The following is a 20945-nucleotide window of genomic DNA, read 5'->3' as shown; positions in this document are numbered from 1 at the left end:
GCTCATCCGCTCACCGATCCGGCCAGTGACCAGCCAATCTCGTACAGCCGCACTGCCTCTCTCGATCAACTTCTGCACCTGCTCGTCGTCCAGCTGCGTGCCCGGCGGGCAACGTTGCTCGATACAGCATTAGTCCATGCTCACCCGTCCGGCGATCAGGAGCCCCGGCCGCCGGACGAACCAATTCAAGGTCAGATCAGCAGGCCGACAGTCAGTGGGAGAGCCACAGCGGCCGAGGCATTCCCATGATCCTGTCGGTGGTCGGTCCTATTGTGCCTAGCATGTCTTCGACCGTGACCGAAGTTGAGCGCCGCCGCCGCGATCAGGCGATCACCGCCTGTAGCCTGGCTGCCGCTGCTCTCGGGGATCCGGATCTGGCGCGCAGCAGGCAGGGGCGTGCGTTGATGAGTTGTCTGGGGGTGCTGGCCTCGACGTACCCGGTCGGGCAGGCCCCGACGATGGCGCAGTTCCGCAGCGGCTTGTCTCGCCCGCTGCGGGAGTTGCTACCCGACGGTGTCGACCTTGCCGAAATTGGTGACCTGGTACTGCTCGACGAGACGGGGCAGTTCAGCGACGAGGCCCGCGACCTGTGTGTGGAGCACCTGGTTCCGTCGGTGGCGTTGGACGAGCACTGGCCATGGGCCAAGGTCGCCACGGAGCAGGAGGAACGCCGCATCTACGAGGTGCTGCGGCGCCTGCCCGCGAAGGACTACACCCGAGCACGCGAACTGCTCGTGGACGAGCCTTCCGGGGACCTGCGCGAGTTGCGCCGTACCTGGGACGCACTGTGGGGACGGTTCGACCACTACGAGCCGATCGTGGAGTGGACGTGGTGCCAGATCCGCGGATGGTGGTTCGCCTGCCCGACTTGCCGCTGGCCCATGCGTGTGGTCGGCACGGACACGGTGGTCGAGGTGCGCTGCGAGGCGCATGCGCGCAACGGGATCACCTACGCTTGCCACACCGGCGGATCCGCCGATCGCGCTCCTGTTCTCCAGCCCGCCGGTCCGCAGGCCAGCGAAGTCAAGGGCCAGCCGGCTACCCCCGAGTCGCGCGCGGTGTCGCGGGTGATCTGGCGGTACGTGACCCTGCCGGGGATCTTGGAATGCAACCTGCGCGACCACGCCCGGACGGCTGGCGCGCGGGTGGACATGTGGCCTCATAAGGACCGCTACGACCTGCGGATCACGCTGAAGCGGAAGGTGTGGCGGGTGGACGCCAAGGCGTGGGCGTCTCCTGTCGCACTCGGCGAGGCGCTACGCGAGACGGAACCGGCCGAGCCCGGATTGATCATCGTGATTCCCGACCATCAGCGCACCAGCCGTGGGCTTCTGGCCGACATGCTGCGCGGCGCCGGCTACCGAGTCATGACAGCGACCGATCTCAAGAACGACATCGACAAGGCGGCGGGGGTACGGCGGTGACCAGTCTGCGCCAGTTGGCCACGCAGATCGCGTGTGCGTTCTCCGAGGAGTTCTTCGGGTTCCCCGGTGCCGACGGCCGCACCGTCGTGCCGTTGGACCAAGCGGGCCTGATCGCCTCGGGCAGGCTGGATCTGTGGTCGGACTGGCCCGACCAGCCCGAGGACACCCAGCGGCTGGTGGGGCAGTTCCTGCGGCTGCGCCACAACGAGCTCGGCTCGCCCAGGCGGTTCCTCGAAGCCGCCCGCAAGCTGCGCCACGACCAGAACAGCCCTTACGAGGTACCCGACGAGGTGCCCGACAACGCGGTCACCTATGTCATCGCCCGGCACGGGCAGCGCCCGCTCGATCTCGCTGAGCGTCTGCTCGAGGACGCCGAGTCCAAGTACCTCCAGAGCCGGCGTCCACTGCCGGTGGCCGGTCCCGGCCGGTGGAGCTTCGGCTGGCGGGGCGAGTCCACGGTCGAGCTGCCGATCAGCGTAAGCGGCGCCACCGTCGCCCCCGTCGTGTTGGACACGGCCGGGAAGGTGGACGCCGTCAAGGTCAGCTCTGCCGACCTCAGGGCACTGGCACACCATCTGGCGAAGGTGTCGGGAACCCCGCCGTGGCAGAGCGGCATCATCGAGGAACTGTTCGAGAAGCTGCGCGACGTCGAGGACCTGCCGGTGACCGAGTTGTTGCTGCGGGCGGGCGGCATGCGGGTACTCAACGCTCCCACCGGGGTCGGCAAGAGCGTGCTGACCCGATTGCTGGCGGTCCACCTGGCCCGGCAGGGCATCCCCGTGGCCATCGTGGTCGGAACCATCCACGAGGCGCTCACCACCGCGGAGAAGATCGCCCGCGAGGAGGACAACGCAGGGCGCTTGGCGGCGGACATCGAGGACGACCTCGCCGCTCTGGGCACACCCGCCCGGTGTGTCGCCCTGGTGTCACCGCGACGGCTGGACGAGAAGGCCGCCCAGGCGGCCGAACGGGGCGAGTGGGACCGCTTCGACACGCTCGGCTACGGTTGCGTTCTGCCCGCGCTCATGGTCGACGGCCCGCCGCCCACCGCGCCGGACGAACCCTGCACCTCCCTGCGTGTCCGGCCCGCGTCCAGCGAGGAGGAGACCCGGCCGACCTCGAAGGGAAAGAGGGGCAAGTCCGAGGCCGATCAGCGGCACGCCTGCCCCATCCTGAGTGCCTGTGGGCGGCACCGGGGGTTCCACGATGCCGCCGCAGCCGACATCATCGTCACCAACCACCACAACCTGATCCACGGCACAGTGCCGGTTCCCGTGCGGATCGACGGCATCGACCACAGCCGCATTTCGCTGCTGGAATTCCTCATGCGCCACTGCCCGGCGCTGATCATCGACGAGATCGACCTGTTGCAAAGCAACATGTTCGACGCCGGGGCCAGACAACTGGTACTGGCGGCCAGCGGCGGACAGCACGAGCTCCCCCTGACGCAGCTCGACACCCAACGCACGATGCTGCTGCCCGCCGAGGACCGCGAAGTCGTCCCCGCCCTGTCGCGCACCCGCTTCCTGGCCGACCAGTTCCTCAACTACGTGCTGGAACAAGACATGTGGCTGGAGACAGATCCCGACCGCCCCGGCTCCGGCTGGCACTTACCCGGCTCCAACGACCGAATGCTGCTGCAGGCCCTATTCGGCGTTGACGACGTTACCGACGGGGTCGCACCGGAGATCTACGAGCAGTTCAACGCCCTGTTCCCGGACACCCGCGAGGTCAACGGCGGCACACCACCACGCAAGATGCGCAAGGTCGCCAATCTACTGCGCTCGGTCGTCAGCAACGACACCGGCCAGGACCGGATCCGGGAGGTCAAACACAGCCTGCACCGCACGCTGACCCGACGAATCCGGGAAAAGAACCTGCGCCGCGACGTGATCAACGCCCTGCTCGTTCGGACCTGGCTCGGCGCGCTACACCAGTCGCTGACCCGACTGACCTTCGCTGTCAGCTCACCGGGCACCGAGCTTCCCGCCGCCCGCGTGCTCGCCGAGAAGCTCGGTACCTTCGTCCAGCACGCCACCATTCCATATGGCCCGCTCGGTTATCTGCTGTTCGGGTTCCGTGTGGACAAGGTGACCGACCCCTACCCGCAGGGCAAGCTGTCCGTGCAGGCCATCGCCGGCGACCCGCACACCACCGTGGCGCAGCTGGGCGGTACGGTTGCCCTGGCGACCGCCGGAGTGCCACGGATCGTCCTGGGCCTGTCGGCCACGGCGTTCTTCCCCGGTGCCGCACGCGAGCACATCAAGGCCGAGATCACCTACGCGATGACCGACGCCGCGCCGGGAGCGTTCACCACCCGGGCGGGTAAGGCGCTCGACGAGGAGTTCCAGGCCATTCACATCGGTGGCCGGTCCGAATCCCAGAAGCCCGACGCGATCCGCGAACTCGGCAAGAGCCTGTGGGATCAGCACCTGGACCGGCACCTGCGCAAGCTCGCCGAGAACGTGCCCGACCGGGAACTGTGCATGCTGGTCGGCAACTCCTACAAACATGCCGCGCTGCTCGGCGCCGGGATCGCCTCGCACGTCGGCGACCCGAGCTGGGTCGCCGTCGTCGTGCCGAAAGACCAGCGGCCTTCCTCGGTGGCGTTGCCCTCCGGTGTGGTGCGGGTGACAGTGGATGACCTGGAGGCGTTGCCGCGGGAGTACCCGAACGTCAAGGTGTGCATCGCGCCGCTGGGGCTGGTGGCGCGCGGTCTCAACATCCTGGTGCCCGGTGACCAGCGCTCCGCCCTGGCGTCGGTTTGGGTGTGTGTGCGCCCGCCAACCCAGCTCACCGACTCGGCGGAGATGTTCGCCAGCGTCAACTCCCACGCTCTCGACATCGGCACGCCCGGCCCTGATCCCGCCGCCGTGCTGGATGAGCAGCGCCAAGCCGCATTCTCTCGGCTACACCACATCCTGACCAGCGATCCCCGATTCAGCCGGCTCAGCCGCGTGCTCAAGGCCGAAGCCGTCGCCGGGATGCTCGTCGACCTGATCCAGCTCGCCGGACGTGCCCGCCGCGGCGGCACCCCGGTCGAGCTGTACCTGGTCGACGGTGCTTTCCACGACGCGAAGTTCGGCAGCGACCTGCCGGGGCTGCTGCGCTTCTACTACGGCAACCTCACCCCGGCCCGCCAGCGTGCACTGAGCCGCATCTACGGCTCCACGCTGGTGTCCTGGCTCGACTTCGCCGGGATCGACCACACCTCGGAGGACGACAACCGATGACCACGGGCGACGACAAGCTGCACCTGCTGGCCTACCCGCTGACCAAGGAACTGCACGGCGTGGTGCACGTCCACCGCTTCCCCGAACGTGCCCGTGACGTGTGGGGGGACCTGCTCGACCGCTACCGCGACATCACCGGCTCCCGCGGCAACCTGCCCTACGCCGGTCTCGCCACCGCCCTGCGCGCCATCGGCCGCACCAGCGTCAACCTGTTCCCAACCAGCCGCAACGACCCACCCCGGCAGATGATCAGCCGCCACAGCCTGGACAGCCGCGACATCCACGACGCCGTGGTCCTGTGGGAACAGGCCCTGCTCAGGGTGCCCGAGGATGAGATCGGCTTCTCCTACCCCAGTGAACTGGCCGAACTCCTCGCGGGCATCACCCCGGACGAGATCGTGCTGGCCAACGAGGTCAAGCGCGTGGGCGACCAGCCCGACGCGGCCCACTGGGTGTACGACGCGGCCACCTGGGAAGTGGCCCAAAAACTGACCTCCAGCGTCTGGAAGGTCGACGGCCGCGAAGTCGCCCTCCGGGCCGACACCGAGGGAAACCTGCTGGTCTGGGACACCGACCTACTGTGGACAGGCCACTGGAACAACGACGAGGACAACCCGTCCTACGCCGCGCTGCGCGTACAACTGATGATGAAAACGCTGCCCTGGATGCGCGACCCGGTCGTGGTGGTCGACCCCTCGGTGTCCAGGCTGAGCCGCTGGCTCAACTCCTCACGCACCGCGTGGCTGGCCCAACGCTCGACACAGGATCCGCTGCTCGCGCTGACCGTCGAAGGCCGCGGCCGACTGACGCGGATCGAGCGCACCAGCGACATCGCCCTCACCGTGTGGGCCCGACTCGGCGGCGAGACCCTGATCCGACCGGAAGATCGCGACCTGACCGGCGAACCCGGCAGGCTGCGTGCACTGGTCCCGAAGTCCGTGCGCTTCCCGATCGGCCGCGGCGTCGGCATGTACACCATCCGTGAGCTCAGCGGCCACCTGTCCACGGTCCTGGGCCCCCCCAACATCATCGCCCGCAACGTCGCCGGTCACCAGTTCCCCAAGGGCGCGCGTCGGCAGGTGACGGCGGGCCGGGACACCGACCTGCTCGACGAAGCCGCCCTGCCCACCATCATCGAGGCATCGGGCTGTCGACGCCTGCGGATCCTCGTCCTCTACCGCCACCAGCACACCCGTGCCCGGCTACAGCGCCTGCTGGCCTACCACTTCAACCGTCCCGACCTCGCCGACACCGGCATGCCGGAGGACGAACCGGCGCCGATCGGCGACCACGTCGAGATCATCTTCCACCACGCCGCCGCGCTACTGGCCCACGGCGACCACTCCGGCCGAGCCGCGCTCCTGGCCGCGGTTCCCCACCTCGACGTGCCCCACGACACCAGAATCGTGGCGCTGTGCGAGACCGAGTACGACGCGCGCGCGTGGGCCGCGCAACGCAAGCAGTCCCGCCGACCCGACAGCACGGTGGACGACCCCGATCTGACCGACGCCAAGCACCCTCTCAACCGCCTGCTTGCCCAGCACCACGTGCTCGCACAGTTCGTCACCACCAAGCCCGCGCCCCAACCGGACGCCGGACCCGCGACGAAGCCGACCAACGACACGACGAACGGCACCGACACCGCCGAGACCGCTCCCACCGAGGAGGACGCCGAGGAGACCGACCCGCTGACCAAGCTGGGGCTCAGTCTGAAGAAGGACCATCCAGGCCACAACGCAGTCGCCGACATGCTGCGAGTCGCCGGTCTGATCCACCCACGGCTCAGCCGAGCGCTCGCCTACGGCCGCTACGGTCTGAAGGAACCCGTCGCGTTCGTCGGCCTGCACATCCGCGAACAGCGCGGCGCGCGGTGGACCTCAGCGGGACCGCGCCTGAGCTGGTCGCTGGTGGCGCTCATCCCGGACGGAAACCACTGGCACACCAAGGCATACCAGCCCAAACGACACCCGCGCGGCGGAACGACCGGCTGGCAGGACTACTTCACCGCCAACACCGCCTTCCGCTCGCACCCACTGCCCGAAGGCAAACGCCAGGACCTCTCGCTGGTTGACAGCATCGACACCGCGCTCGGACAACTCCAAGACCACCTCGACACGGCCAACGGCTACGTCCTGCTGGTCTCCGGCGACAGCTCCCGCGCCCTGTGGCCGCTGCTCGCCAACAAGAACCTCGACCTACGTCCGGACTCGGCAGGACGGATCAACGACCGGCCCGCCCTACCAGGCTGTAGCCCCTCCAGCGGCCACCGACCGCGCGCCATCGTTCGCGTGACCTCCGGCTCCCGTGACCTGCCTCGACCGGTCGAGTTGCACGTTCTCAAGAACGAAAAGCAGGTGGACGGGACCGTCGAGAAGAAACCTCACGTCAAGAAAACCACCGAGGGTCTCTACCAGCTCGACGGAGCCCGGAACACGTGGATCCTGTCCAACGTCCCACGCCAGTTCACCGGCGGACGAAAGTACAGCCGCGCGGGAGAGGCCAGCACCCGCTGGACCGCCGACAACGAAGCCGGCCACCACACCTGGTATGCCCATACGAACACGGAGATCGTCGTCGTCGGCGCAGACAGCGACCCGATCCGCTACGCCATCGCCGCCGCACGGCTTTGTGACCACGCCGTCTCCTGGGACGGCCGCACCAGCTACCCGGCGCCCATCCATCTCGCTGCCAAGATGGACAAGGACCACCCCGACTATCGCCGCACCGTCGACCCCGACGAAGAAGTCGAACTCGACGAACTCAAAGACGACGACGCAACCGCGGCCCTGGAGGGCGAATAACGGCGCTGAACCGGTCGCGGCAAGTTGCGATCAAGGGGGCATAGCGGGACCGGTGTGGCTCGGGCTTCGGCGGAACTCGTCCGAGCGCGGCGCGGAGCGTCCGACGCCGAAGCGGCCGGTGGCTGATCGGTGGGCGGTGGGGGACCGAGGGTGATCAGCTACCGGCCGTACTCAGCGTCGTAGCTACGCTTCAGCTCGGCGGCACGCTGCTCATCCCAGGTACGACCCGGCAGTTCGGGATCACACCGCAACCGCAGCAGACGCGACCGGATCCCTCCGGGAGTACGCCCGTAGCGAGTGGCGATCTCCTTGCGCCGCGTCTCGGCTGCGCGCCCCGAACCTTACTGGCCAGGAAGGCCGCTGGTCAGCAGGGCGGTTGCGCAGTCCTCCGTTGTGGCGCGCTGTGGCATGGCCCGGATCCTGATCACCGGTTCCGCCGACGGCCTCGGCCGCGCGGCGGCGCAGACCCTCCTGGACGAGCGCACGACGTCGTCCTGCACGCGCGCGGCAGGCAACGCCTCACGGCGGTGCGGGCGCTGCTCGACCGGGGTGCCGCGGGGGTGGTGGGGGATCTGGCCGACGTATCGCAGACCCGCGGTGTCGCCGAGCAGGTGAACGTGCTCGGCACCATGGACGTGGTGATCCACAACGCCGGCGTGTACACCGGCGCGCGGATCCTGCCGGTCAACGTGGTCGCGCCTACCTGCTGACCGCGCCATCCGGCGTCCGGCGCGCTGATCTACCTCAGCAGCGGCATGCACCACGGCGGCCGGCCCTCGTTGCGGGGCCTGGACTGGGCCGGCCGCCGGGTGACCGCGTCCTATCCGGACAGCAAGCTCTTCCTGACCGCCTTCGCGCCGTCCTGCGTGACTTCCATCGCGCGATAGGGAAGGCCGTCGACCCGGCGGCCCAGCTTTACGAGGCGACTAGGGTCTACGCCTACCGTCACGCGACGCCGTCAAGCCGTCGTGGTCAACCGCAACACCGACTGTCTCGACGAGCCGCACCGGAGCCAGTTCCAAGGCCGCCGCCGGGAACACGAGCACGCCTTCTTCGCGATCATCGCCCGAGATGTCATCGTCGGGGTGTTCAGCACGGAGAGCCCTGCCCTGGCGTCCTTCGCGATCCGTGAAATGTGCGTGAGCATCGCCCGCTGGTTCCGGGACGACGGACGACTCACGAGGTCGCCGAGGAGTACAGCCGTTACGCGTTGAACATCGCCGGCGCGAGCCAGATGGAGGAGATGACATGAAGGACCGCGATGTCGCGGCTCCGGTTGGTCTGGTGTGGTCCTCACTGTTCACCCGGCGGCAAGGGTGGTTGTCCGAGGCGCCGAGGCTCGACCTCAGTGTGGGTGGTGACCTCGCGGCGCTTGCGCGACCGCGCGGAGTGATCCGGCTCGGCGGGACGGACTCGTGCCCTCGATGACAGTTCCCCAGGAGGGTTCGTTCTTCGGCGGGCCGACCGTCGCGGCGCGGCTCGGGGCGGGCGGGATCGCGGGACCGACGATCAGCCAGCCCGCGCGACCGCCGCGCTGCGTGCATACCGCCGCCGCGATGGTCTCGGGATGCGGCGGGACTCAGCTGGTTCTCACGACAGACGGCACCAGCAACGGCTTGTCGCGGGAGAGACGACAGCAGGCGGGATAAGTGCGGTCCGCGAGAACCTCGGCGATCTGGTGGCGCTGCGGTCCGAGCAGTACAGCCGGTCGCTAGGTGATGAGCGGGCGTTCGGCGTGGCAGCGCTCGTCGTCGAGGAGGACGAAGGGATCCGTCCGGTGGTGCGGGAGGCGATGAGAAGCTCGCGTCGTCGAATCGGACGGTTTGCACACGGGCGCGACGCAGACACATCCGGCCGAGGGTGGGGCCGGGGCGGTGTCGACCACGGTCGACCAGGCGCGGGCTGTCTGGCAGCGACGGAAACGTCGAGGTCCCGTCGTCCGGGTTCGCCATGGACGTGCCCGATGCGCTGGCGACTCGACCACGCCGACCCCCTCTCGTCACTACCCCGCTGACCGATCGAGATCCGAAGTCGATTGTCAGCTGTCTACGGTGCAGGCATTGAAGGACCCTGCACGGAGAAATTCGCGCGGTACGACGACCCGATCGCGTATGAGCAGGCGCCGGGTTCCGTGTCCAGGCGATCGCTGATCATGGCGGCTGGCCCTCGTCGCCCCATGGCGACGCGTGCCGGGCGATGTTCCGTGTGCCGGAACGTCACGGTCAGGCGGACCCGATTTTCTGGCAGCGTCGGCGCTCGGCGTCCAGACCCGCTCCGACGTTGCGCTGGCTCAGAAACTCTCGCTCGCGCTAACCCGGCCGGTCCCGAGATCTTCGGCACGAACAAGATCTACGAGTTCGGTTACCAGTTCGACCTCGCCGATGGCTACGACCACGGCTGGCTCACCCTCAACAACAACGGCGGCCCGGCCGTCGGCGTGGACACCGAGTACGACCTGCGGTAGCCGTGCCCGGCACCGATGACAATTCGGTCGCGACCACGCCACTGGCATCACACCTGCCACGCGAGCTTGCTGCCATCGCGGCATGGTCGCCATGGTTGGTCTTCGAACAGGGCGTCACCCGAGCTCCCCCCGGGGAACCGGGCGTGTATGTGGCGCGCTCCCACGCGGCCGGCTCGTGGTCTACGCGCTCGGGCAAGGGTGCCGTAAGAGGGCTCGGGGAGGCCGCGTTTAACCGCGCCCTGGCCGACCCCGTGTGGGTCCGCCCCCGACTCGCCGCGGTGGAGGCTGGACAGGTTCAGACCGGCAAACACAGGTCCGCGCCGCGATCGCGCACGCTGCCACCGAACTGGCCTGGGCCGTGACAGCGGATCAGCCGACGGCGGTGCAACCCGTGGCTCGGGCGATCGCGGCGCTACGGGAATGCTGCACCCACGTCCGGCGGTGAGCCGGACCGCAACGGCGTGTCGATGGTCAAGGCCGGCGCTGGTGGGGGCTTTGGTGGCTGCCCTGTCAGTCGGTCCGCCGGTGCGGGAGGCAGGGCTGCTTGCTGGGGAAGCGAAGCGCGCCCGCGACCGCGATAAGACGGATTACCGCGGAACCGTCGCCGTTCAGAGGCCGACCTGGGTAGGCGCGCAGGAGTGTGGCAAGGTCGCGGGAGCGCAGCGCCGCGGTGGCGGATGGGTCAGACCACATCCACACCGCCGGCGCCAACCGGGCCGGGGAGGCAGGCAATGCGGCGGTGCTGGCCTGGCAGGTCGGGCAAACAGTGGTCGGAGCGAAGCGGCCCAGCGCCGTTCCGCAGCGTGCGCATTGGGCGGCCAACGCTGGGGCCTATCCGATGGGCCGGCCGACGCGGAGTCGGTCGAACCAGGTGGCGATGGAGCGCTTGTAGCCCTCGGGCATTCGCAGAGCAGGCACCTCGTGCTCGCTGAACTCGCCGATGCGGTTGTGCTCCGCTGACAGCACTGGAGCCGAGCCCGAGCTGGTGGTGCAGCCGTAGGTCACGATGAACACGTCTTTGCTGGCCACAGCGATGTGGTAGACCCAGGCGTCGAGAATCTCGGCCACCGTCACGGACAGGCCGGTCTCTTCGGCGATTTCACGGGCAACGCACTGCTCTGGCGTCTCGCCGGGTTCGATCCGGCCGCCGGGCAACTCCCACTCGGCGCGTTCGTTGCGTACCAGCAGCACCCTGCCGTCCCGGACCAGGACGCCCTTGATCGACACCGGATACCCGGGCTTGGTCATGGTCGAACCCTCCGCCGAGGCTGTGGACGCTGTAGTAGCCGCACCGTAGCAATGCAGGCCCACTCTGGCCGCTCGGCCGGTTTGACAATCTGTCAGTGGACAGCCGCCGAGTGTAACGGTGTGATCGGAGCAATCGGAGAAGCCGTTGATGAGCAGGAGGGCAGTGCGATGCTCGACACCGCCAGCAGCACCGACAGACTGAGCGCGTGCCGGGTTGACGGCGCCGGCGCCGGTCACGTCAGCTCCCGGGGCGAGCCCGGCCTCGCCGAGTCTGAATGTCCTGCCTGGGGCCGATCCGCGGTACTGCGCGGGCGGAAACGCCACGGCTTGTAGCAACGTTCTGACCTTGTTCTACGGGCAGATGGCTGGCTAAGTCCAGGAGGTCAATACGCACTGCCGGGGCATCCTGGCGCAGGGGACGGATGCCGACTTGGTGGCCAAGTGCCAGCAGTACCAGCGCGGTGCCGGAACCCCGCCAAGAACCCCAGAGCAGCAGCTGGCGGACGCGCGGCAGAGCCTGCAGGAGCTCGCCCAAGTGGTCGGACTGCCACCGCTCTCCCTCGGCCGAGGCAGTGTCAGTCGGTGGTCGTTCTCTCGGCGCTGGGCACCCTGACGTGGCGATGGATACGGTAGCTCCCGTGTGGTCACGGCTGATGGGTGTGATGGCGGCGGTCTGTGCCGCGGGTGCGGTGTGGGCGGCCGTGACCACGTTGGAGGTCACGGTCGAAGGCCAGGCGCAGGCGCTGATCTGCGGCTCTGCCTTCGCGCGGTCACCTGAGGTGGACCGGCTGGTGAACGGACGCCCGGCCGCCGGGGTCGGTGTGCAGGTCTTGCCAGCGCCGGTCTACCAGGCCATTGATCAGTGCGAGGGTTCCCGGCAACGCAACGGGGTCGTCACCGTGGTCGCCGGGGTCGGAGCGGTACTTCTGGCTGGGGGCGCCGTGGTAGGGCACACGAGGATGAGCCGGCCCGCAGCTTCGTAGGTCCGCCAATCGGCGCAACCCACAACCACTGTCCGTGGTGCTAGCTACCAACGGCGGCGGCTGATCGTGGGACTTTCCGGCGTTTCCCCCTCTCTGCCCCGGTAACTCGTTAGCGTGCGCAAGTGCCTCACAGGCGTTTTCTGCGAGGCGGCGTATCACGATGATGGGGGATTTACGGGAATGCGAAGAACGTCCCTTTTTGCTGCGCTGTTCACGCTTGTCATGGCCCTTGTGGCCGCGCCGGGGACGGCCAGCGCGGCCGGCGACAGTGTGTGTCAGCGGGAACCGCGCGACGCGGTGGCGCAGATGTGCGCGGACCAGAACGAGCGTATGTACGGCATGTTCGTGACGTTTGTCTATCCGGACGTGACGTATGGCGGCCTGGCGCCGACGGCCGGCACGGTCGACTTCTACAACGAGACGCAGTTTTTCACTGACGACTTGATGACCAAGTCGTTCGCCTTCGGGCTGAACATGCGCTACATCGGCACCGAGACGGACTACCAGCCCTACTGGCTGGACTACACCAACGGCTACAATTTCCAGAAGATCGGCGGCTACACGACAGCTTCCGACAAGCTCAACCACACCTTCATGGCGATTCCCAGTTGCGGCAACTGCACGACCTGGGACATCTACTACGACTTCGTCAAGGTTGGCGTCACCGGCAACCAGCCCAACCCGATGTCGTTCCACCTCATGACGGGCTGGGACCTGACGGACATCCCTGGCGAAGTCGGGTTGTCGGCCACGAGTAACCGGGTGCGCTTCCTCGACGGCAACAACCAGTTCCGCCAGTTCAACACGGTCGATACGTCCGTCCGGGCACCGGATGGCTACTGCGAGCCGGGCGCTGATCCCATGTACTGCTGGCGTTGGGATACCAACGTTACGTCGACCGCTGACGGCCGGGCGGTGTCGTGGGATACCAGCAAGCCCATCGTGCGGCCGGCGGTCGCGTCACCACGTACGGCGATCGCCGCTCCGCCGGTGCAGCCTGAGGACGACGCCGAGATTGAGGCCCTGGTCGCCCGGGCGCAGCGCCTGGTCGACGAGCAGTACGCGCACCGCTGAGCCGCGAGTCTGTCCGACACGTTCACCGACTTCACGAAGGACCTTGTCACGATGTCTACTGCCTTGAGACGGGTTGTGTTGAGCGGCTTGATGGCCCTAGCCCTCGCCATACCCCTGGCCGCGCCACCCACCGCGGCGGCGAGTGACGCCACCGCGAGTGTGGTCGCCACCCTTGATGACCAGCAGGACCTCCGGCAGGAATGCCAGCAGCACGCGGAGGCGGACAGCGCCCAAGGCTGGATCAAGAGCCGCTTCGAGAGCTGCCACCGCCACCACTACGACCTCGTCCTCGCCCGCCGGGGAACCAACGAGCGCATCGGCACCCTCGCGTTCGACCTGTGGGTGCTCGGCTTCGCCTACGACGGCACCCGCCGCGTGGACTATGTCGCCAGCGCCGAGAACATCATCGTCAGCCGGGAAGCTGCCGACGCCGATCCCACCCGGTGGGGTATCGACATGCGGTTCTCCGCGGCCGTTGTGAACAGCGCTGGTTCGATCGCCAACCCCAACCAGGCGCGCACGGCACTGCTTGGCAGCTGGGACACCACGCCGCAATGGACGATTACCTACACCTCGCCGTCCGACACCGCCACCGATCCGTACGGCATCGTGAACGGTAACGTGCAGCTGACGTTGGGGGTGTACGGCGAGGGGGGAGATATTACGCCCTGGAGCGACGACACCCTGCGCTACTCGAACATCCGCTTCGACAGCGCGGGCCGGGTGGCCGGCAAGAACGAGGGCGCCGTCTTCACCAACGCGCGCGTGGTCATCCCGTTCAGCCTGAGCTCGCCGACGTTCCCGCAGAGCGCGCGCCACTACAACGACGCCATCAACAACCCGGTCCTCACCTTTCCCAGCGGGCCGAAGAACGTCCCCGGGGTCAATGCGCCGCTGCATCGCACGCTCAACGCCACGATCCAGGACGCCAACAACCGGGCAGCACGGAAGACGTGCGATGAGGTCTGGGGACCCTACGACGGCACCCTCTTGAACTGTGACGAGTACCCGTTCGCCACCACCCAGGAAGGCGCCGCCAAGGGCGACGGCAACTACTCGGCCCGGCTGATCGACGCGCGAGACAACCAGGCGGCCGGCAGCTGGCTCGTTAGCAACTACACGCTCAACCGTCTCCTCGACGGCGACGCGTTCTACATCGCCATCACTCCCTGACAGCGGTGGCGTGGGTGCGACCTCGTCGTGCCCACGCCACAATGGTCATCATGGTGGCACTGCCGGAGACGCTCAGCGTCCGCCCTGATCGTGGCCTCATCGGGCTGTATGGCGAGCAGGTCGACGTCTTCGACTACGAGTTGGTGGGCACCCGAACCTCCGAGGTCCTAGTCAGCAACGACTACGAGGCCTATATCCGCATTCCAGACACGCTCGACCCGGTCAGGCTCCACTTCGGGGCGGGCGACACGAACGAGACGGCTCTCCTCGGACGCGCGGAGATCGAGGTCCCGACAGGCCAACTCGTGGTCAGTGAGATCACGCGCGGGGTGCATGGGCCGTTCGAGCTGCCGGATGGGCCGGGGATCTATGCCTTGACGGTGGAGGCTCTAGCTGATCGCGCAACCGGCGCTGCGCCCGATGACCTCTGGCTTCGTTTGGAGAGAACCGGCGATCCGACGCCGGAAGAGGACGAGGATTGACGATGTCGGGCGCTCCCGCTGCGTGACGTCCTGATCGAGTCAGCACGGCCTGCGCTGTCAATAGGCCCCGATTCAGCATCTCCTGGTGTACTGCCGCGTCGTTCGGTTCTGCACCGTTGCGGCCCGGTCGTACCTTCTCGAACACATGGCACCACTTGGTTCAGCCGCGGCCCGTAGCCGCAGCAGAAAGGCGCCTTGATCGTTCGGCAGCCGTCGATTGGTCCAGGCGATCAGCCTTGACACTTCTTTCGACGCTGCTACAACTCGTCTTCGAGAACCCAGACGAACGCTACGCCGGCTCTGGGAAAGACTTGCCCGTCGATGCTGACGTTGACGGTCTTGGTAGGAACGTCGGCGGGTGACTGCTCCAGTCGGGCGACATCAGGGCTGGCGAAGTAGTCCACGACGTTGACGCGGCGGATGCCCGCCTGGGCGTAGTCAAGCTGGAAGTGGACACCTTTCGCTGGCCGTGGCAGGTCGAGGTAGAGCAGATGGCCGTGACGCTGCACAAGCACACGGTAGGTGTAGGAGATCGTGACATCGCGCTCGACGGCGTCCTGCCCCAGTGTCACGCTGGCAAGCTGCGCGCCCTGGCGGACGGTGCGACGGATCTTTCGCGCTTTGCCGTCTATGGCCAACTGCAACAGTGTGAAGATCTCGGGATCAGCAGGATCGAGGCCGCCGGAGGGATCGAAGTGCCAGGCCGAGGCGATCGTTGGATCGCGGAGGAGTTCCCGGTACTCGGACTCGTCGGAGAGGCAGGCGAAGCGCATGGTGGCCAGAGTTGGTCGGAGGCGGTATTGCCAGCGGACGGTGGCGACGAACATGGAGCCCCTCCCGGTCGCCGGACCGGCTGGCCGCGGACTCAGGGACACCGAGACATCGACGTCCTGCCAGTGTTCAGGAGCGGCGATGACCTGGTCGCGCAGGTCGGTATAGGCATCCTGGGCCAGTGCCTGGTCACCGAGCCGCAGCGCGAGCGCATTGGTGGCGATGCGGTCAAGCGTGGTGTCAGAGGCGATGCCCCGGAGCGCCTCCGGGGCGAAGGCGAAGCTGTCGAGGACGGCGTCGCGGATGGCCGGCGCTTCCTGACGGATCGCGATGCGAAAGTGAGCCGCGGCGCGCTCCTCAGCTTCCTTGCGGGCGTAGTACTCGAAGATGACGGCGATGACGCCTGCACTGAGAAGCGTGGTGCCGAGCTCGTTCGTCGGCCAGGCGATGAGCCACGCAAGCTCGGGCGCGGTTTCTGCAGTGTGGGAGACGAGGAGAAACCCGACGCCGATCACAGCTGTTACCAGACCGACGAGCCGGAGCTTGGTCTTATAGAGCTGGTCAAGGGGGTAAGACATCTGCCTTGATTGTACCAAGGTTTGATCATGGGTTGAATAGCGAACGAGGCCCCTGGGTGCTGTCTCCATCCGGGGGCCTCGCTGGGAGGTATGGCGCGGCGCGGTCGGTTAGGTACCACCGCCGCCACCGCTCGTCAGGATGCGCATTCAATCACATCCTTGGTGGACGGGGATCGAGAATACCCAGGTGGGAGCCGGGCGCGTGTCGATGCTACTTACAACTCGTTTCATAATGAAGTCGGCAGCTTGCGGTAGCAGATGAGGACGCAGGCCAGGTGCATGAGGCCAAGGTGGATGTCGGCTCGGCGTTCCCAGCGGATCCGTAAACGCTTGAACTGGTGCAGCCAGGCGAACATCCGCTCAACTACCCATCTGATCTTGCCGAGACCGGAGCCGTGAGCGGTGTTCTTGCGAGCGATTCGCGGGACGATGCCCTTGTCTCGCAGGGTCTTGCGGTGATGGTCGTAGTCATAGCCGCGGTCGCCGTAGAGCCAGCGCGGGCGCTGACGAGGCCGGCCGCGTTTCCCGCGGATCACTGGAAGCGCCTCGACCAGCGGTATGAGCTGCGTGCTGTCGTGCCGGTTGCCACCAGTAACAGACACCACGAGCGGAATACCGTTGCCGTCGGTGATCACATGGTGCTTGGAACCGAGCCGAGCCCGATCGACGGGCGAGGGGCCCGTCGCTTCCCCCCTTTCAACGCCCGTACATGCGACCCATCCACCACCGCCACATCCAGATCGAGCCGATCCAGCGCTCGCAGCTGGTCAAGCAAGAGCTTGTGCACCGCGTCGAACACCCCGGCCTCGGTCCAGGCCCGCAACCGACGCCAACAGGTCACCCCGGAGCAGCCGAACACCTCACGCGGCAGCTCCCGCCACGAGATCCCGGTCTTGAGCACGAACACGATCCCCGCCAACGCCGCCCGGTCATCCACCGGCAACCGACCCGGATACCGACTCCGCCGCACAGGCCTCGGCGGCAGCAACGGCTCCACCCGCTGCCACAGACTGTCGGGAACCAACTTCTCAATCACCACATCAGCATGCCCACACTTGATCAACTACGGCCAGCAGACGCGCCGATCATTTTGAAACGAGTTGTTAATCGATCGATGACAACCGCGATGACGGGGGAGAAGCATGGCTCAGAAGGTGACCGTTGAACTGATCGACGACCTCGACGGTTCGGTGACCGAGGACATCAGCACGGTGTTCTTCGCCCTCGACGGTGTGGATTACGAGATCGACCTGACTGCTGACAACGCTGGTCGGTTGCGGGACGAGCTGGCCAACTTCGTCGCCAACGCGCGCAAGACTGGCGGCCGTAGCAAGCGCGGAGTGCGGCCGAGCACGAACGGCCACGCAGCGTCCCCGGGTGATCGGGAGAGGACGCGCGCCATTCGCGAGTGGGCCAAGGAGCAGGGGTACGAGCTGGCTGATCGCGGTCGGATCCGTGCTGACGTGGTCGAGGCCTATGAAGAAGCTCAGGCAACGCCCGCTAAGCCGAAGGGGCGGAAGAAGGCCAAGTAGGACTCCCGGGGCAGTTTGTCAGCACGCGTGCGTCAGACGGTCGTTCTGATGCATGATCGAAGCGTCAGCGTGAAGGGCAGTGGGATACCGACGGTCTCTGGGGGCAGACATGACGGTCTTGTTCGACGGCGAGCTCGACGTTCTTGAGAGCTACTTCAGTATCGAGGCGGCCCAGGCGCGGTTCGGCGACCTGGCAGACGCGTTCGCCGGGCAGGAGAACGGTCTCTGTGGAGCCGCTTTGAGTGGCCGCTTGGCGTTCATCACCGGCCTGCCGATCGGGCGCGTTCCGTTGCAGGTTGAGGCCTTGAGCGGCCCGTCCGACCTTGATCCTGAGTGGGAGGACGTGGTTGAGGCCTCTTTCCAGTCTGCTGGCGAGGTTCGTCTGCGGGACTGGTCAGGGCAGCAGTCCTGGAGGCTCGCCCTGTCCGAAGGTCCGCTCCGGGTCCGCTACTGCCTCCGTGGCATGGACCTGGTGCGCGATCGGCGTGCGCGCCGAGGTGGCCGGCCGACGGTTACCCCTCAACTCATCCAGTTCTGGCCGGCGCCGCTGACTCGAGATGCGGTTCTCAAGCAGGGGAGCATGGCGGCCGCGTCTTGGCATCAGGCTTGGGCTCCCGGGAAGAAATGGCGGGATGTCCGGCGCCAGGGCCTCGGTGCTGCTACAGCTTGAGTTGTGGCGGGACCTGTCGCGTCTTGATCGGCGAGAACTCCGCGCACAATGTCAGGCACTCGAGTTTCAGACGCGGTGCACTGGCTACGCGTGCCCCCGTCCGTTAGCTGCCGTCCGGCCCGTCGTCCCGTGGTCGCTGCTGCTGAGGTGAGCTGTTCAGCTCGCGAAGGATACCGAGCAGGGTCGAGGCGGCCCGAGGATTAAGTTCCGGAAGCGTCTTGGGTACGCGAACGGTCAGAGGGTCATGTCGGCTGTTGTTGGGCCGGTGCGGTGGCCGCGGTGTGGGTTCGTACTCGCCGAGTGGTCGAAGTTCCATGACCTTCAGCTTGGCTGCCGCGAGCGCCATCGGTGGGAGAACCGGTGCACTTCATCCAGACGGGGCGCGTCGATTGCCCGCCAGGACGCCCTCGGTCGCCCGCGCACCTCGCGTCTTGAGCTACCCAGAGATTCTTGATCTTCACCCGGGGGACGCTGGTATGGCGCAACGGAGGGTGAAGGCCTTGACAGTAGAACAGCCGCGTGCATGTGGGAGTCCCTGAGGAGACCTGGCCCTGCTGTGCGTGAATCTCGAGATAGCACTGCGCAGTCGAACGGCTGCGACCTGCGACGAAGCGTGTTCAACTGCGCGCTCTGGGGGTGCGGTCGGATACGACGACCGGTCGCGGGGGAGATAAGTGCGGCTGAAGTGATCGGCCGGACTAGTTACCCTCGGTCAATTTTGCGGTTCACCCGACCGCTGGGCGCTTCGGCTGAACCGCTCGGCGCGACGCACCTGAAGTTACGCGAGGGTAGCTGTCCGGAACCGTCAGAATGGCTCCAATCGCACCAGCGCCTGCGTGCTGGTGGGGGAAAGGACGTGGCCCCCTGCGCCAACAGGGGGCCACGTGAGTGTCCATGAATGTCCGGCTAGACAATCGTGAGGACCTGATGACTGTACCGCCCGCTGCTGGCAACCCGCCAGAGAAGGCCCCGCCCAAACGGGTCCGGGTGATCCTGGATCACCCGGACGAGAAGCCGCGGCGCCGCCGTCCGGCGCCCGCTCCGTCAGGTGGTGCCGCCAAGCGGCCACGCGCGGGCCGTCACCGCAAGGCTCCCGCTCGTGACGGTTGGTTGTGTCTGGCTGCCCAGGTTCTGAGCGGCTGGTCGACGACCCTTCGCGCGTGCGTGCTGCTGGTCGTCTTCGGCGCGTTGATCGTCGCGATCGCGTTGACGACCGCTCCGGCTCTCGGTGCGTCCCTTGGGACCGTCGTGGCGGGTCTGGGCGCGCTGACCTTCTGGACCGCTCAGGCCCGTCGGGCGCCGCGCCCGCGATTGTAGGGTGCCCCGGCGCGCGGTCCGGCCTCTCGTCTTCGGGTTGGGTTCGGACCGCGTCTCGGCCACGACGCGTCCGGTTACTTTGTCCACCTAACGCCGGTATTCGGAATGGTGGCAACGCATTCCGGTTTGGTTTTTCCCTGTCTGTCGCTGGGGTGGACGCACTTTCGTAATGATCGAGTAACGCTTGCCTTTTGGGTAGTCGGCCGCGCGCTACAGAGAGAGGTAGCTGCTGCGCGACGCTCAATCATGGTCTAAAGGAGACCTGCGGGTGGATGTCAACGAACGGGATGATGCCGCGCCGGTGCCCTGGCACATCCTCAAGCCGTACTTGTCAGTGATCGTCCTCGAGTGCACGGACGACGACCCTGCCGTCAGCTTTGGTGTCCTGCGGCGGCAATTGGAGCGGCCCGGACGACGGGTAGCCGGAAAACGGAGTGAGGTGGTCGCGCGGAGCGAGCTGACGCGGGAGGCCGGCGACATAGTTGACGGCGCTGGCAGTTTGGAGCTGCTGGAGATCGATCAGGTGTTCGCGTTCATTCGCCGCAACAGCAACCCTCCGGCTTGGGCAACCGAGAGCACTGAGTTCCTCGAGACCGTGTACGACCTGGTCCTCGCGGTCCGGCGTGGACGGCTGGTGGCGGTGCGGGCCGACGGCAATACGGCGGACCGGTTGCAGAAATGGCTCGACCAGCCTGGGCAGAAGCAGTTGCACCGCATCGACAGCAAGGTGCTGGAGGCGACCTTCCTGGTTGGCGCAGCCAAAGGGTTGTGGCTGCGGCAGGTGCAGCGACCGAGCCGCCTGCGGCCTACGAGTAAGGCGACGACTGGTATCGACCTGGGCGAGGGGTTGGATCCTCTTGAGGACAGCAACTTTGCCATGGGCTCGGCGCGGTGCGAGATGCCTGAGGACCCTGAGATCGTGTTCCTCAAGGGAGCGGTCGGGGTGACCGTGCGCAATTCTCAGGTCTGGTTCAAGGATTCGCCGGATCCGCGCACCTACTTCATGACGGTCAGCGAGGTTCTGCAGCTCGTCGACGCGGTGCTCGAGGGTGATGCGACCGGAACTGACCAGTTCCGGTACCTGGCGCAGGAGGTGAAGGACCTGAGCCAGGTCTCCGGAGCCTTCGAGGTCAGCCCGATCGACCCGGACTAGCTGCCCACCACCGCGGCAGGTGGGGATGAGCGTCAGGCCGCC

At 67.0% G+C, this 20945-nt stretch carries 16 protein-coding genes; 13 read left to right on the top strand and 3 right to left on the bottom strand.

Features of this window, described 5'->3' with window-relative positions; all coding sequences use genetic code 11:
- Nucleotides 1–281 precede the first annotated feature (281 nt).
- The 6 genes from AMYTH_RS0122310 to AMYTH_RS0122275 all read left to right on the top strand — a co-directional run bounded on the left by AMYTH_RS0122310 (nt 282) and on the right by AMYTH_RS0122275 (nt 9922).
- Nucleotides 282–1424 carry a restriction endonuclease-related protein gene (locus AMYTH_RS0122310; RefSeq protein ID WP_167344603.1) on the top strand — a complete coding sequence of 381 codons (1143 nt, stop codon included), beginning with the start codon at nt 282–284 and terminating at the stop codon, nt 1422–1424.
- The gene (locus AMYTH_RS0122305; RefSeq protein WP_209440876.1) at nt 1421–4657 is read left to right on the top strand and encodes a hypothetical protein; all 3237 of its coding nucleotides are present in this window, start codon (nt 1421–1423) and stop codon (nt 4655–4657) included. Before AMYTH_RS0122310 ends, AMYTH_RS0122305 begins: the two co-directional genes overlap by 4 nt.
- The gene (locus tag AMYTH_RS0122300) at nt 4654–7458 is read left to right on the top strand and encodes an RNaseH domain-containing protein (RefSeq protein ID WP_027932182.1); all 2805 of its coding nucleotides are present in this window, start codon (nt 4654–4656) and stop codon (nt 7456–7458) included. The genes AMYTH_RS0122305 and AMYTH_RS0122300 overlap by 4 nt, the downstream gene beginning before the upstream one ends.
- A gap of 527 nt (nt 7459–7985) precedes the next feature.
- Entirely contained in the window at nt 7986–8168 is a 183-nt protein-coding gene (locus AMYTH_RS50465; RefSeq protein ID WP_027932181.1) for a Rossmann-fold NAD(P)-binding domain-containing protein, read from the top strand.
- 258 nt (nt 8169–8426) lie between these two features.
- Entirely contained in the window at nt 8427–8672 is a 246-nt protein-coding gene (locus AMYTH_RS50460) for a hypothetical protein (RefSeq protein WP_027932180.1), read from the top strand.
- A 962-nt stretch (nt 8673–9634) separates the two neighbouring features.
- On the top strand, nt 9635–9922 hold the full coding sequence (locus AMYTH_RS0122275; protein ID WP_157360641.1) for a hypothetical protein: 288 nt from the start codon (nt 9635–9637) through the stop codon (nt 9920–9922).
- An 831-nt stretch (nt 9923–10753) separates the two neighbouring features.
- Here AMYTH_RS0122275 and AMYTH_RS0122270 read toward each other — a convergent pair.
- The gene (locus tag AMYTH_RS0122270; RefSeq protein ID WP_027932178.1) at nt 10754–11170 is read right to left on the bottom strand and encodes an NUDIX hydrolase; all 417 of its coding nucleotides are present in this window, start codon (nt 11168–11170) and stop codon (nt 10754–10756) included.
- Nucleotides 11171–11808: 638 nt separating this feature from the next.
- Here AMYTH_RS0122270 and AMYTH_RS0122265 point away from each other — a divergent pair.
- The 4 genes from AMYTH_RS0122265 (at nt 11809) to AMYTH_RS0122250 (ending at nt 14882) form a co-directional block, all read left to right on the top strand.
- Nucleotides 11809–12153 carry a hypothetical protein gene (locus AMYTH_RS0122265; protein WP_157360640.1) on the top strand — a complete coding sequence of 115 codons (345 nt, stop codon included), beginning with the start codon at nt 11809–11811 and terminating at the stop codon, nt 12151–12153.
- 180 nt (nt 12154–12333) lie between these two features.
- Nucleotides 12334–13227, top strand: coding sequence for a hypothetical protein (locus AMYTH_RS0122260; RefSeq protein ID WP_027932176.1), 894 nt, complete (start codon nt 12334–12336; stop codon nt 13225–13227).
- A 51-nt stretch (nt 13228–13278) separates the two neighbouring features.
- Entirely contained in the window at nt 13279–14400 is a 1122-nt protein-coding gene (locus AMYTH_RS45455; RefSeq protein WP_084022650.1) for a NucA/NucB deoxyribonuclease domain-containing protein, read from the top strand.
- 50 nt (nt 14401–14450) lie between these two features.
- The gene (locus AMYTH_RS0122250) at nt 14451–14882 is read left to right on the top strand and encodes a hypothetical protein (protein ID WP_157360639.1); all 432 of its coding nucleotides are present in this window, start codon (nt 14451–14453) and stop codon (nt 14880–14882) included.
- Nucleotides 14883–15139: 257 nt separating this feature from the next.
- On the opposite strand, the gene AMYTH_RS0122245 is transcribed toward AMYTH_RS0122250, so the two are convergent.
- The gene (locus tag AMYTH_RS0122245) at nt 15140–16231 is read right to left on the bottom strand and encodes a hypothetical protein (RefSeq protein WP_027932174.1); all 1092 of its coding nucleotides are present in this window, start codon (nt 16229–16231) and stop codon (nt 15140–15142) included.
- Between the two features lie 227 nt (nt 16232–16458).
- Nucleotides 16459–17267, bottom strand: a protein-coding gene (locus tag AMYTH_RS48020; protein WP_157360499.1) for an IS5 family transposase whose coding sequence is annotated in 2 segments (ribosomal slippage) — nt 16459–16916 and nt 16916–17267 — 810 coding nt in all. Because the reading frame shifts where the segments join, the coding sequence is not laid out codon by codon here.
- A gap of 106 nt (nt 17268–17373) precedes the next feature.
- Between AMYTH_RS48020 and AMYTH_RS0122230 the strand changes: the two genes are divergently transcribed.
- The 3 genes from AMYTH_RS0122230 to AMYTH_RS0122215 all read left to right on the top strand — a co-directional run bounded on the left by AMYTH_RS0122230 (nt 17374) and on the right by AMYTH_RS0122215 (nt 20903).
- Nucleotides 17374–17763 carry a histone-like nucleoid-structuring protein Lsr2 gene (locus AMYTH_RS0122230; RefSeq protein WP_027932173.1) on the top strand — a complete coding sequence of 130 codons (390 nt, stop codon included), beginning with the start codon at nt 17374–17376 and terminating at the stop codon, nt 17761–17763.
- A gap of 109 nt (nt 17764–17872) precedes the next feature.
- The gene (locus AMYTH_RS45450; protein WP_051362777.1) at nt 17873–18433 is read left to right on the top strand and encodes a hypothetical protein; all 561 of its coding nucleotides are present in this window, start codon (nt 17873–17875) and stop codon (nt 18431–18433) included.
- A gap of 1585 nt (nt 18434–20018) precedes the next feature.
- Nucleotides 20019–20903 (top strand): hypothetical protein, encoded by an 885-nt coding sequence (locus tag AMYTH_RS0122215; RefSeq protein ID WP_027932172.1) that lies wholly within the window; start codon nt 20019–20021, stop codon nt 20901–20903.
- Nucleotides 20904–20945: the final 42 nt, after the last annotated feature.

The organism is Amycolatopsis thermoflava N1165, assembly GCF_000473265.1.
Lineage (GTDB): Bacteria > Actinomycetota > Actinomycetes > Mycobacteriales > Pseudonocardiaceae > Amycolatopsis_E > Amycolatopsis_E thermoflava.
The sequence above is the reverse complement of the archived record's forward strand: the minus strand, read 5'-3'. Positions and strand labels throughout refer to the sequence as shown.